Annotated in this window: 14 protein-coding genes and 1 pseudogene; 11 read left to right on the plus strand and 4 right to left on the minus strand. The window is 62.1% G+C overall.

Annotation, left to right across the window (positions count from 1 at the left end; translation table 11 throughout):
- Positions 1-1,180: 1,180 nt before the first annotated feature.
- The 4 genes and pseudogenes from EO170_RS12015 to EO170_RS12030 all read left to right on the plus strand — a co-directional run.
- Positions 1,181-1,729: a hypothetical protein gene (locus EO170_RS12015; protein WP_164741016.1), complete on the plus strand. Its 549-nt coding sequence runs from the start codon at positions 1,181-1,183 to the stop codon at positions 1,727-1,729.
- A gap of 25 nt (positions 1,730-1,754) precedes the next feature.
- On the plus strand, positions 1,755-2,213 hold the full coding sequence (locus tag EO170_RS12020; RefSeq protein WP_126945149.1) for a hypothetical protein: 459 nt from the start codon (positions 1,755-1,757) through the stop codon (positions 2,211-2,213).
- A gap of 513 nt (positions 2,214-2,726) precedes the next feature.
- Positions 2,727-3,167, plus strand: a complete 441-nt coding sequence (locus EO170_RS12025; protein ID WP_126945152.1) for a DUF4265 domain-containing protein — start codon at positions 2,727-2,729, stop codon at positions 3,165-3,167.
- Between the two features lie 22 nt (positions 3,168-3,189).
- Positions 3,190-3,369, plus strand: a pseudogene (locus tag EO170_RS12030) (SymE family type I addiction module toxin); the annotation flags it as partial.
- Here the strand turns inward: EO170_RS12030 and EO170_RS12035 are convergent.
- The gene (locus EO170_RS12035; RefSeq protein ID WP_126945158.1) at positions 3,366-3,596 is read right to left on the minus strand and encodes a hypothetical protein; all 231 of its coding nucleotides are present in this window, start codon (positions 3,594-3,596) and stop codon (positions 3,366-3,368) included. The pseudogene EO170_RS12030 and the gene EO170_RS12035 overlap by 4 nt on opposite strands.
- 76 nt (positions 3,597-3,672) lie before the next feature.
- Between EO170_RS12035 and EO170_RS12040 the strand changes: the two genes are divergently transcribed.
- The 6 genes from EO170_RS12040 to EO170_RS12065 all read left to right on the plus strand — a co-directional run bounded on the left by EO170_RS12040 (position 3,673) and on the right by EO170_RS12065 (position 7,072).
- Positions 3,673-3,981, plus strand: coding sequence for a hypothetical protein (locus tag EO170_RS12040; protein ID WP_126945161.1), 309 nt, complete (start codon positions 3,673-3,675; stop codon positions 3,979-3,981).
- A 93-nt stretch (positions 3,982-4,074) separates the two neighbouring features.
- On the plus strand, positions 4,075-4,404 hold the full coding sequence (locus tag EO170_RS12045; RefSeq protein ID WP_115675706.1) for a hypothetical protein: 330 nt from the start codon (positions 4,075-4,077) through the stop codon (positions 4,402-4,404).
- Positions 4,405-4,461: 57 nt separating this feature from the next.
- The gene (locus EO170_RS12050; protein WP_126945164.1) at positions 4,462-4,854 is read left to right on the plus strand and encodes a hypothetical protein; all 393 of its coding nucleotides are present in this window, start codon (positions 4,462-4,464) and stop codon (positions 4,852-4,854) included.
- A 402-nt stretch (positions 4,855-5,256) separates the two neighbouring features.
- Positions 5,257-6,048 carry a hypothetical protein gene (locus EO170_RS12055; RefSeq protein ID WP_126945167.1) on the plus strand — a complete coding sequence of 264 codons (792 nt, stop codon included), beginning with the start codon at positions 5,257-5,259 and terminating at the stop codon, positions 6,046-6,048.
- A 300-nt stretch (positions 6,049-6,348) separates the two neighbouring features.
- The gene (locus tag EO170_RS12060; protein WP_180496860.1) at positions 6,349-6,531 is read left to right on the plus strand and encodes a hypothetical protein; all 183 of its coding nucleotides are present in this window, start codon (positions 6,349-6,351) and stop codon (positions 6,529-6,531) included.
- Between the two features lie 160 nt (positions 6,532-6,691).
- Positions 6,692-7,072: a YfeK family protein gene (locus tag EO170_RS12065; RefSeq protein WP_241239428.1), complete on the plus strand. Its 381-nt coding sequence runs from the start codon at positions 6,692-6,694 to the stop codon at positions 7,070-7,072.
- A 212-nt stretch (positions 7,073-7,284) separates the two neighbouring features.
- Here the strand turns inward: EO170_RS12065 and EO170_RS12070 are convergent, their stop codons facing one another.
- The 3 genes from EO170_RS12070 to EO170_RS12080 all read right to left on the minus strand — a co-directional run bounded on the left by EO170_RS12070 (position 7,285) and on the right by EO170_RS12080 (position 10,876).
- Positions 7,285-9,384 (minus strand): methyl-accepting chemotaxis protein, encoded by a 2,100-nt coding sequence (locus EO170_RS12070; protein ID WP_241239429.1) that lies wholly within the window; start codon positions 9,382-9,384, stop codon positions 7,285-7,287.
- Positions 9,381-9,878: a hypothetical protein gene (locus tag EO170_RS12075; RefSeq protein ID WP_115675703.1), complete on the minus strand. Its 498-nt coding sequence runs from the start codon at positions 9,876-9,878 to the stop codon at positions 9,381-9,383. The genes EO170_RS12070 and EO170_RS12075 overlap by 4 nt, the downstream gene beginning before the upstream one ends.
- Positions 9,879-10,441: 563 nt before the next feature.
- Positions 10,442-10,876 carry a helix-turn-helix domain-containing protein gene (locus tag EO170_RS12080; protein WP_104583885.1) on the minus strand — a complete coding sequence of 145 codons (435 nt, stop codon included), beginning with the start codon at positions 10,874-10,876 and terminating at the stop codon, positions 10,442-10,444.
- Between the two features lie 134 nt (positions 10,877-11,010).
- Here EO170_RS12080 and EO170_RS12085 point away from each other — a divergent pair, with 134 nt between their 5' ends.
- Positions 11,011-11,898, plus strand: coding sequence for an SDR family oxidoreductase (locus tag EO170_RS12085; protein ID WP_126945170.1), 888 nt, complete (start codon positions 11,011-11,013; stop codon positions 11,896-11,898).
- Positions 11,899-12,102: the final 204 nt, after the last annotated feature.

A 12,102-nucleotide genomic window follows, 5' to 3' on the forward strand; every position in this document is an offset into this window, starting at 1 on the left:
CGACAATCTGTTCACTGAGTCCCTGCCTAGGCTTGTTGGCTCTGAGCGACAAGCCGGCCTGTTCTGGGATGAGATCTATAAGTGGCGTGACAAATCGGGCAGGAGTGCTTTCGCTCACCACACGCCAAGATTCAGGTTGCTAATTGAGAACGACTGCGCGGCGCACGACTCTGCTTTATTCTGCACACAGAAGGTAAGGGCGCAGCTGACACGCGCGCAGGAGCTTTTCAACAGAGGATTGCTTGGTTAGCCCTCTAACAGTTCATTCAAGCCGAAACCGCTTCGCAGCTCGGCTCAATCCAAACGTCAGGGCTTACCAGCATGTCTCGCGTCGCTAGATACAGAACAGTTTATGTTCTCATATTTGGGGGGCTGGGCGCGCTAACCTATGTTGCGGTCCGTGCGGCAGGCGGCTCCAGCTCTGCATTACTTGCGGCCGGCCTCCTCCTTTTCATGCCTGGCAGGCTTCAGGGCTTGCTCTTGCGGCCGCTGTTTCGAGGACAGCGCGCACTCGCCCACGGCAAGCCTGAGGAAGCGTTCCGCCACTTTCATTACCAGCTCAGTCAGCTCCAGGCCCAGCCGTGGCGGCGTCTCGCGCTATGGCGGGGTTGGTCTACGTACACTCCAAGCCTCGCTGCCATGGTCACCAACAACCTCGGAGCAGCTCACGCGGCGCTAGGTGAGCTTGAGCAGGCGCAAGCTGCGTGGAGACACTCATTGGCGCTAGACCATCTGTACCCGATTCCGTATGCCAACTTGGCGGCCGCGGCTGCCGCCCGTGGTGCATCCGACGAGGCCCACTCGCTATTGGGCCAAGCACAGGAACTTGGCTACAGCGGCGGTCCTTTGGATCAGGCCACGCATCGAGTGATGCAACTACTCGCCGCGGTGGAGTCTCGAGGGCCAGCGGCGTGAGGCCCTAGCAGGTCATTCAAGCTGATGCCGCTTTGCGGTGCGCCTCGGCTCAAGCTCTAGCCGATGGTGCAGCACATCAGTTGGTGACTTCGGCTTCGGTAGATTCGCTGGCAGCGGCCGGCAACGGTGCTTAGTCGCCACCATTGCTGGTTGCGATAAATTCGGCGATTTGCCCGCGCCCTTATCGCCACACTCCACTCATTGCTCTTGGATTAGGTGGCATCAGGTGCCGCCGTACCGCTGGGCAGGCTCCGTCTCGCAAACTATGGCAGACTCCGTCCAGGCGGCAGTGCTGGGGAGCATGGTCGTACCATCCAAACTTTGCGGCACTTTAATTCAACCGTTAGGCCGCAGGAGGCAACATGCGCGCGCTTATGACGAGTTTTGGCAGATTTGTTCAGCCGTCACGTCGACCCGCAACTATTTCCCTGCTCCTGATCACGACGCAGCAAGGGATATCGCTCTTTACGTCGAGGCCATCGCAGGCAGAGGCCCTTTTGCGGGACAACAATTTCAGTACTCTTGTATCGGGGCTTGCTCTGACAATCAAACGGAGCTGTCCTGGTTGCGGCTGGATGAGATCCAGTCGGCCCGGAGAAGTGACTGCGGCCCAATGACTCTGAAGCATCCGGACTGTTATGAAATCGAGGTTGGCTCAGGCGTCGGACGGTTCCCTAAGGTGTTCCGGGTGTACGGCAGCAACTACATGAACAAGACAATCGTCGTTCGCGTATCCGTTGATGTAGGCATGACACTGGCGGGTCAGCGGATTAACAACTCCATCAAGCCGATGCCGCTTTGCGGTGCGGCTTGACTCAGGGGTCAAACTCGGGGAAAGCATGCGACGCATACTGCTAGTTCTAATTGCCACACTCATTCCAGCAACTTCCTTCGCAGGAGTTCCCTTCGAGGCCACGCTTGAGGAAATGGCGCAAGGGGCTGATCACATCTTGATTGGCCGCGTTACCGGCGTTGACATGATCGACGGCCGGGGCAGACCCATTCGGGACAGGAAAACAATGACTGGCCCTGGGCTCAAGAACACCATCAGGCTACTCGTTGCGGTTGACGAGGTTCTTATCACGAATGCGGCTTCTGTACCGAAAGTTCTGGCGGTTCCGCTGGCCAGTCATCTGCACTACAATCTTGGGCAAATTACTGATGCACACGCCGGCGATACGACGGCGCGACTTGCGCTCCTTCAAAAAAACTTTGTTGGCATAAAGCCCGGCGTTTTCATGCGTCCTGTTAGCGACAAGGATGAAGCTCTTCGCATCTACCACGCTACGCATCCATAGGCCCCCGGCCCGGTGATTCATTCAAGTCGAACCCACTCCCAGGCTTGGCATATTCAAGTGTCAGGCGCCGCACCTCAGTGATTGCAGCATGAGGGGCGAAAGCGAACAACGATCAGTCCCAAATCATTGGCGGCAGGTATTTCGGGATGTCGTAGCTGCCTTCGCCACTGCCGACTATCGTCTCGGAGGAATTCCAGGAGTCGAGCCAATCTCAACTCAGACGGCCACTCAGATTCAACGCAGCGTCCATAGCTATGGCGCCACATTGACGGCGCTCCCGGATGAGACTTGGGGTTCTTCTGTTTGTATCTGGACCGGTAGCAACTGGGACGTGCTTGTCGACCTGTGGACCCAAGAAGAGGGTCGGGGTGACCTAGTGCTCCATGCCCAGGTTACCGACGCTGCTTTCTCGGTTAAAGTTCATCAGGTCTATGTGCCGTAAGTGGGTGGCACCTACCACTTCATTCAAACAGACGCAGCTTCGCGTCGCGGCTTAATTCAGGTATAAGGCGCATGACCGATCTTACTCGCAAGCTTCAGTTTGCGCTTCAGACAGATGGCGATTGGCCACCTGTCTCTAGCGAAGCAGTCTGGTGTAAAAGCGTTGGGACTGCATTCCAGTTGAAAAATGCGCCATTTTTTATCAAAGGCGTGGCAGTTGGCGATATCTTTAAGGCTGAGCCTGATCCAGTCAACAACCACATCTTTGAGTTTGAGGTCACTCAGTCCTCCGGACATTCCCTCATCTGGCTTCTCAACAGCATTCAAGAAGACGCTGGCCCAGTACTGTCACGGCTTGGGCGGCTTGGCTGTTCAATCGAAAGCCTGCAGAGATTCTCGATTCATGCGATTGATGTCCCACCTCACGTTCCAGAGGCAGAATTGAGTGCTCTTTTGGACCTCGCCGATAACACAGGATTTGATCTTGCATTTCCGGTTTGGAGGCGCCAGTGAGACCCGTTCCATGAGGGGCCACCCACGCGCCCCACAACGCTGCACCTTTGGCTACGGCTACTACCCCGACAGCCACCAACGCATCCCCACGCTGCGCCTACGCGGCCGCTGGCTGGAACAACTCGGCTTCACCATCGGCAGCAAACTCCACATCCGCATGCGCAACGGCGAGCTGGTCGTCACCGTGGCACCCAAGGACTAAGCAGATGCGCCGCGCAGCATGCACGCCAACGCCCGCATCAAGCGCAACGCGTTTAGCATCACACCTTGCGCGCTCACTACTCCTCGTGCAGGACCAAGATGGAGCACCAAGCCGTCGTCCTGCATCTCACGTTGGATCAACTTGACTATGGCATGGCACACGGTCACGGCCAGCCGCACTGGCATAACGAGCGTTTGCTGCAAAGGTTTGCGGCGATTGACGGCCATGGACGACTCGGCGAGGATTGTTTTCACACCGCACACGGGCAGCCCCAGTAATGGTCAGGCGACTTTGGAGGTTGGGATGGAGTTGATGCTTCTATTGGGTGCGGTACTTGCTCTTGGCAATATCGTCGCATCGGTTGCAGTGCTTCGCGTTTCGACGCTGTCGCCATCACAACGCGCATTGCAAGTTGCTGTCATCTGGCTTGTTCCAGTCATTGGCGCGGTCGTTTGTGCGGCATTTGCTTCTTCTCAGGCACCTGGCTCCACATCGTCCAGTACAAGTGACCCGCTCTATCTGTCATCCGATGGTGGCGCATCGGGTGGTCAGGACATTGGGTTCTCCGGCTGCGATGCGGGGGACTTTGGCTGTGCCGGGAGCAGTGACTAGTGGCGACGCCTGGCAAGTCGTTCAAGCCGGATCCACCTCGCGGGCTGGCTTAATCCAGTTGTTAGACCGCTAGAGATGTTTCGAGAGAGACAGATGATTCTTTGGGGATGGGGCGAGCGAGTGCTGACCTTCGACCTGGCAGAACATGAGTACTGCCAGAGGTGCGAGCAGAAGCAGGACTTCACGCTGCGTCTCAAGTACAAGTACGGACACTTCTATCATCTCTTCGGGTGGGTCATCTCCAAGCAGTACCAGCTCATTTGTCCTGTTTGCTCCCACGGCTGGATAGTTAGCGCTTCGGCGGCAGAAGCGCAGATCGGGTGCAACCCAGTGCCGTTCCATCAAAGATCAGGATGGATCGTCATGCTTGTGCTTGCAGCAATCATTTGGTTTGCAGCCGTGACGTATCGGCATGCGGCCTGACAATTCACTCAAGCCGGAACCACGTCGCGGGTCGGCTTGACCTAGCGATTAGGCCCTATGAAAAAGATTATTGCAGCCCTTGCTTTTCTCCTCTTCGCATCAGGCGTAGCCTGCTCGGCATCCGCTCCAAAAATTGACGTCTCTGGTCTCTCCGAAGCTTCCATGAGCTTCGATCAGGATGGGGTTGGACCATTCCTACATGAGTTGTCTGGCTCTGTCAGTACCAATCTAGACGCCGACGCACTCAAAGAATCAATCGATGCGTTGCCGGTTGAGACAGTGGGCAATTGGGAGTTCTCGGCCACCTTAAATGGTAAACGCGAGCGCTTGGTGGTGGTTGCGTTCAAGGATGACGTGGACGCCCCTGACCTTGCGTTCTACACGTCACCGGAGCTAGCTGCCAAGGTTCAGCAACAACTTGAATCATTTGCGCAGGCTCAGGGGTGGTAGGGCCCAACACCTCATTTAGGCGTTAGGCCGCTCTGCACATGTGCACACATCCGAAATCAACAAAGACGCCGGTTGGATATCGGGCGCTTCGGCGATTGGCTGCGCTACTGGTGGTCTTCGGTGCTTCCGTTACGCTCATCTGGTGGCATCACACCAAAACTCCTTCGCCCTGCGCCACTTTTGCGTCCACCGCAAGAGACCCGGTCGCGTGTCATTCTGGCCTTTGGCTGTTCGGCATGTCCTGGGCGGGGCTTGCCGCTTTTCTGCTTACGCTCTTCGGCGTCTGCTTGCTCTTCTCATGGGCATGGTCCTTGACTCGCCGCAGGCGAAGCTAAAGCCTTAAAATCTGTCCAGTCGCCCAGCGATCCGATCTCCTAGTCACGCCTTACCGCCAAGGAAAGCATGTTCTCCATCTTCAAGAAGAAAGCCGCTCCGTTATTGATCGTTCGCGCCGATGGGCGAGAGTTGTGTCGCGTTGACCAGAGCGATGTCCCGTGTGAGATCAAGCCTTCTGCGTGGTTGAAAGCCGATAGCATCCTGGAGTTTGCCGACTCGGCGGGGGAGGTGCACCGGCATGAACTTGGTACTGCGACCGGATGGTTCCACTTCTCGGTTCGCGTACATCCCAACCTCGGGTGCCAGGCGGACTGCGTCATTTCGCAGACCGAGCAGCTCGATCCGGACGCATTTGCGACCGGCAAGGCATCCGGGATCAGGTTTCAGCCGTTCTTCCTGCCGGGTGCCAGCGTCAACAGTTCCGCCCTTGCGGGCAAGGGGCTGTTTGCCAGGGGGCTGCACTTCAACGGCTTGGTCACAAATAGCAACGTGGTGCTTTCCTGCGAATGCGACCATTGCAAGCGTTCGTTCCTGATCCGCTCCTACCACGCCGGCTTTAGCAACGCGGGATACTTCTACTCGGGGTCTGGCAACTACACCATCACGGTCGATAGCCATCTGCCTGGCAGCCCTGCAGCGCTGTCCGACCCGGATGCCGAAGCGCTTGCTGCGCTGGAAGATGCCCTGCCGTTGGCGCCGGATGGGTCCCGCTACGCCTACCTCAATCCCTTCCGCTGCCCGCATTGCTCCGAGCCTTACATCGATTTTGAGGCGAACCCGGGTTTGCGGGCGGGCGAGTATTACGGGAATTACTTCGAGGGTTCGACGCTACTGCGATACGCGCCGGTGGATGTCTAGCATCCTTCCGGATGGCTCCATTGTTGCGTTGCCGCTGGTCTGGCCTTGCTCGCTAGATAACGCTTCCCTAACGGTTCTGAACCCGCTTGAGCGGGCGTCTAATGACGCGTCGCTTGCTGTAAAACATCGGCCTTTTGGATGTCGTGACTTCACGCTGCCGCTGACCCAGCGCGCAGGCTCCTGTGTTGCAACGCGAGCCCAAGGCATTAAAATGAAGGCCGTGGTGTGTGTCAGTGACCGCCTGCGCAGTGCAGGGCCATCGCCAGGCGGATCGGTTCAACCATCAACGAAGGAATGCTCATGTTGAAACCAGCAGATACCAAGCTCTATTCCAAATTGGTCGGCGCCAGCATTGCCATCGGCGCAGGCCTTGGGGCGGCCCTCGGGGGAGCAATGGGCAACCTGGCTCAAGGGATCGGTCTGGGTCTCTCGCTTGGCTCCGTTTTCGGCATTGCCTTGGCGCGTCGGCGTGGGGCCATCTGACGCCTGCATGAGGTGACAGGGGCATGTCGCTAGGCCGACGGCGCTGTGCCGCTGGGGCTGAGGTTGATTCCGTTTGGTAACCGCTGTGAAATGCGGCCTTGGCAGCGGATCCGCAGCTGTTTCGGTACCGCCCCTCGATGCCGGTCGGCAAGGTACTTTCATGCGCTACCATTCGCCGATGAATATTAGATCGTGTCTTGCAGTGTTCCTGCTCGGTGTCTGTGCATCGGTTTCAGCCCAAGGGATTTCGCCCGCCACCACGCGCGAGGTCGGTCAGCTTTTCAGGGTCCTTGAACACTCCAACTGCGAGTTTTCGCGCAATGGGTCGTGGTACGCGGCGCCGAAAGCCAGCGAACATCTGCAGCGCAAGTACGAGTATCTGCAGAAAAAAGGACTGGTGACGTCCACCGAGTCCTTTATCGAACTTGCCGCCACCAAGAGCAGCATGTCGGGCAAGCCGTATCAGGTGCGTTGCGGCAATGCTGCGCCTGTATCGAGCCAATCCTGGTTCACCGGCAAGCTGCGCAAGCTACGCAAGTAGTCGGCAGGCGTCAGCATCAGGCCCTGCGCTGCGGCATCTGCCTTGCAGCGCCGCCTGTTGTAGGCGCTGGCAACGCCGCTGGACAGTTTCTGTGGACCGGCAGGCCGAAGGCGATGGTTGCACCATCGGCCTTGGAAAACCCGGCGTCAGCTCCGGCGATCAGGCAAGATGACGCGTGGTGCTATCGCGCGCCGAAGATACGCTGATGTAGATCAGGCAACGCGCAGCCGCTGCACTGCACCAGCGCTGCCATCGCGCTCGTCGGCCACAAACGCACTCACTGCATCCTGCAGCTGCGCGGCATGGTCGCCCATGGCGCGTGCGGCGGCGCTGGCGTCCTGCATGCGAGTGACGCCGTCGCGCATGTCCGTATCCACACCGGCGAGGGTGTGATGCACCTGCGCGATGCTGCCCGCCTCTTGTTGTGAGGCGGTGGCGATCCTGCTGAGCGTGCTGCTGACCTGGCCGATGGTGGCGACGATATGCTGCATGCCTTCGCCTGCGTGGCGCACCTGCTGCACGCCGGCCTGCATATGCGTGACCGATTCGCCGATCAGGGTCTTGATCTGGCTGGCGGCGGTGGACGAGCGCAATGCCAGCGCGCGCACCTCGCCGGCGACCACGGCAAAGCCGCGGCCTTCCTCGCCGGCGCGTGCGGCTTCGACCGCGGCATTGAGGGCCAGGATATTGGTCTGGAAGGCGATGCCGTCGATGACCGAGACGATGTCCTGGATGCGGCGCGAGGCCTGTTCCATCTGCTGCATGGTGCCCATCGCCTGGTGCATGGTGTCGCCGCCGCTGCGCGCGGCCTCGGATGCGGCGGCAGTGAGCTTGTCGGCGTCGGCCGCCTGCGCGGTGTGCTGCTGCATGGTGCCGAGCACGGCCTGCATCTGGGTGGCGGTACGGCCCAGGGTGGCCGACTGCCGCTGCACCTGCTGCTCCAGCGCATCGTTGCGGGTGAGGATCTGGCCGGCAGCGTCAGTGATGGCGGTACTGGAGCTGCGGATCTGCGCAATGATGCGCGCCAGCTCGTCGGCGGTGGCATTGGCGTCGCGCTTCATCTGCTCGAACACGCCTTCGCAGTGACGGTCGATGCGCTGCGACAAATCACCACGCGACATCGCCGCCAGCATGCGGCGCATGTCCCGCAGGCTGTCGTCGGTGATGGCGAGGAACTGGTTGACGCCCTCGGCCAGCTGGCCGAGCGTGCCGCCGCTGGCGTGCCCCTGCAGACGGGCGCCGAGCTCGCCACGCGTCGCCTGTGCAATGACGGTGGCCAGCTGTTCTTCCAATGCCAGGTCCTGCGTGCGGTCCTGCCACTCCACCACCACGCCCAGCGAGGCGCCGTCGTGATCGCGGACGGGGGTGATGTTTTCCTGCAGCTGCAGCGCCGCCAGCGCGCGCGTCCTGCTGGTGCCGGCGTCATGCCCGGCCTGCACCGCATCGGCCAGTGCGCTGTGCAGCACCTGTGGGTCGACCTGCGTGCTCAGTTGCTGGAACGACTGGTTGCGATAGATGGCAGCGCCCTGCCCGTCGACGATGGCCACGGCCATTGCCGATGCATCCAGCGCCAGGCGGATACGGCGATTTTCCAGCAGCAGCTGCTGCTGTTGGGCGATGCGCTCTTCCACCTGCACGCTCATGCGCACCAGCGCCTGCGCCAGCGAGCCGCTGCGGAAGGGCTGCTGCAGGATGGCCGGCGGCAAGGTCGCACCGGTGGCCAGGGTGTCGGCCAGTTCGACCAGTGCCTCGGCCTCGTGGTCGAGGGCATCGACCTGGCGGCGCAGTTGAATCGCCATCACGCAGACGAAGGCGGTTTCGACGATCACATAGCCGGCGTGCAGCACCACGATGCCGAAGCCGCTGCCGACAGTGAACGCCTGCACCGGCATGCCACGCGACTGCAGCCAGTAGAACGCCAGGTGATGCACGGCGATGGCGCCTGCGGCGACCACCACCGGCAGCCAGTCGCGGTAGTACAGCAGCAGCGCCAGGATCACGAATACACCGAAGTGCATTTCCACCAGGCCATGCGCCTGCTGGATGGTGGCCGCGACCAGGGCCATCAGCACCAGCGCATTGGTGATGCGGGTCAGCCGCGTACCGGGGTTGGCCTGCACTTGCCAGGCCATCAGCAGCAGGCTGGGCAGCGTGACGGCGACAAACGTGGTCCATTGGCCCTGGTACCAGGCCAGGCCCAGCGAGCCGATGCCCTGCAGCACGGCCAGCCACAGGAACAGCCGGTCGGCCTTGATCGCCAGGCGGGTGGCGTAGGTGGAGGTCGGCGGTGCCGATGCGGACAGTTCCATCATGACAGCGACTCCACGGCACAGGGACAAGGGGACACCAGCGCGGCACCGGGGGTGCGCGCCAGGACATCGGGTAACCAGCGCGACCACTCCGCCGCGCCGGCCGTGCCGCACACGGCGCCACCGTCTGCAGGGCCGGCATAGCGCGGTTGGCCGTCGGCGCCGAGCAGCCACACGGCATAGCCGCTGCCACGCAACGCAGGGGTGTCGAGCATGCGCACCTGCCCGCCACGCGCGCGCACCGCGCTGCTGAGCACGGCCCAGGCACGATCAGCGGCCAGATCGCTACACGCACAGGCGCCTGCGACGCCGATCAGCATCGGCGTCTGCTGCGCGGCCGGCAGGCTGGCCTGGACCTGCGTCCACGCACTTGCCACGTCGTTGGCGTGCGCAGGTGGCGTGGTCCAGGCCACGGCGATCCAGCCGCACCATAGCGCGAGCAGGGCAGCGCCCAGGGTGCGTCGCGTTGAGGCGGACAAGGTGCCGAAGACAGGCATGGCGCGGCGGATTCACGAGATCAGGTGAGCCCTTATCGGATACCGGTGCATGCGCTTGAGCAGGCGTGCGATTGAAATTTGCGATGGCGGTGATAGCGCGCGGCCGGCCCGTGATGCATCAAGGGTTTGCGGGCTGCGGCCCTGATGGTGGCGCCATCGGGCGTTTATCCGGCGCGGGATTTTGTGAGCACCATTTCACAATTGCCATTGGTGCACCGGCGTGCCGGCGGTGCCGCAGAGACGGCGGCGGCAACGTGCGCAGCGGCCATCGCGGCAGCTCGCTGTTGGCGTAAGGCGGCCGTGATGCCCTCACCCGTGGTGTGGATCACACGCCGGACTGCGCCTGTCGACGGCAGCGGCGCACGACACGCCCTCGCCGGGGCTGACCCGCGCTTGAGGGACCGAAGACCGATGCGCCACCAATGCACGAGCAGCCCTTGGCAAACGTGGCATCGGCCCACCGCTGCATCCCTGTCCCGCACACCGACGATCAAGCAGCGCGCCGACCGGCCCACCCGGCAGTCAGCGCCACCAGCTTCCTCTTCATTACGGCAGGCGGATGCTTATGCCATCGCTTCGTCGGCATCCAGCGCAACCGCCGCCTGCTGGGCACGATCGAAGCGTTCGCGTGCGGAGCGGATGGCGGCATGGTTTTCGCCTGCCCAGTTGAGCAGCTGCGAGATCGGGTCGAGCAGCGCCACGCCTAGCTTGGACAAGGCATATTCCACGCTGGGCGGCTTGGTTGCGTAGACCTTGCGGGTGATCATGCCGTTGCGCTCGAGGTTGCGCAGGGTCTGGGTCAGCATCCGCTTGGAGATGTCCGGCACGGCGCGCTGGATGGCGCTGAAGCGGGAGGGACCGGGGATCAGCGTCAGCAGGATCAACATGGTCCATTTGTCGCCGATCTGATCGAGCACGTCGCGCACCGGGCACTTGGTGGCGTCGAACGGCATGCCTTGCAGGGACGGCGGCGGTGGAAACAGAGCAATCGCGTTCACTGGGATATCTCACGGTAACCAGGGGGTGGAAAACTGCCTCCTTGCGGAGGTTTGAACGGCACTGACAATAGGTGCGCGGACCAAGAGTCTAGATAGTAGACCACACCTCTTATCAATACCTACTGGAGTTCACCATGGCACACACCTCCCCCCTGATCCTCGTCACCGGCGCCAGCGGGCAGCTGGGCGCATTGGTGGTCGAAGCACTGCTGGCGCGTGTCCCGGCCGCACGGATCGTAGCAACGGCCCGCGATACAGCGTCACTCGCGCAGTTCGCAAAACGCGACATCAACGTGCGTCGCGCCGACTATGCGGACCCGCAGAGCCTGGACCAGGCCTTCGCGGGCGTGGGCCGGGTGCTGCTGGTGTCGTCCAACGCGGTGGGCGAGCGCGTGCCGCAGCACCGCAACGTGATCGAGGCGGCCAAGCGCGCCGGCGTGGACCTGCTGGCCTACACCAGCGTGCTGCACGCCGATACCAGCACGCTGTCGCTGGCACCCGAGCATGTCACCACCGAAGCGCTGCTGCGCGACAGCGGCGTGCCGCATGTGCTGCTGCGCAATGGCTGGTACACCGAGAACTACACCGGTTCGATCGCGGCTGAAGTGGCGCATGGCGCGGTGATCGGCAGCGCCGGCGAGGGCCGGATCAGCGCGGCCACGCGCGCCGACTATGCCGAGGCCGCCGCAGCGGTGCTGGCCGCCGACACGCCGCAGGCCGGCAAGGTCTACGAGCTGGCCGGCGATACCGCCTTCACGATGGCCGAGTACGCCGCCGAGGTGGCGCGGCAGTCCGGCAAGCCGGTGGCCTACCACGACCTGCCCGAAGCCGACTACGCGGCGGCGTTGGTGCAGATCGGCCTGCCGGCCGCCTTCGCACAGGTGCTGGCGCAATGCTCGGCGTCCTCGCGTGGCGGCAGCCTGTTCGACGACAGCCACACGCTGAGCCAGCTGATCGGCCGCCCGACCACGTCGCTGCCCGATGCGGTGGCGGCGGCGTTGCAGGCGGCGCCGGCCGGCTGAGGCGAGCCCTGGCATCGCGCTGCTTGACACCCTGCAGCAGCACTGGCCCGGCAACCTGCCAGGCGTTGAGTGATCCGGCGAAGGTGGGCGACGACCCGCCTTCGCCCCGCTCTGATTCACCGCCCCCTCGCCCGCTCGCGCGAGAGGCAACCGCCGCGCCGCGGCCCTGTACGGCGTGCGGCTACGGCCTTGCACGGACACCCG

This window comes from Xanthomonas sp. BRIP62409 (assembly GCF_003992965.1).
Lineage (GTDB): Bacteria > Pseudomonadota > Gammaproteobacteria > Xanthomonadales > Xanthomonadaceae > Xanthomonas > Xanthomonas euroxanthea.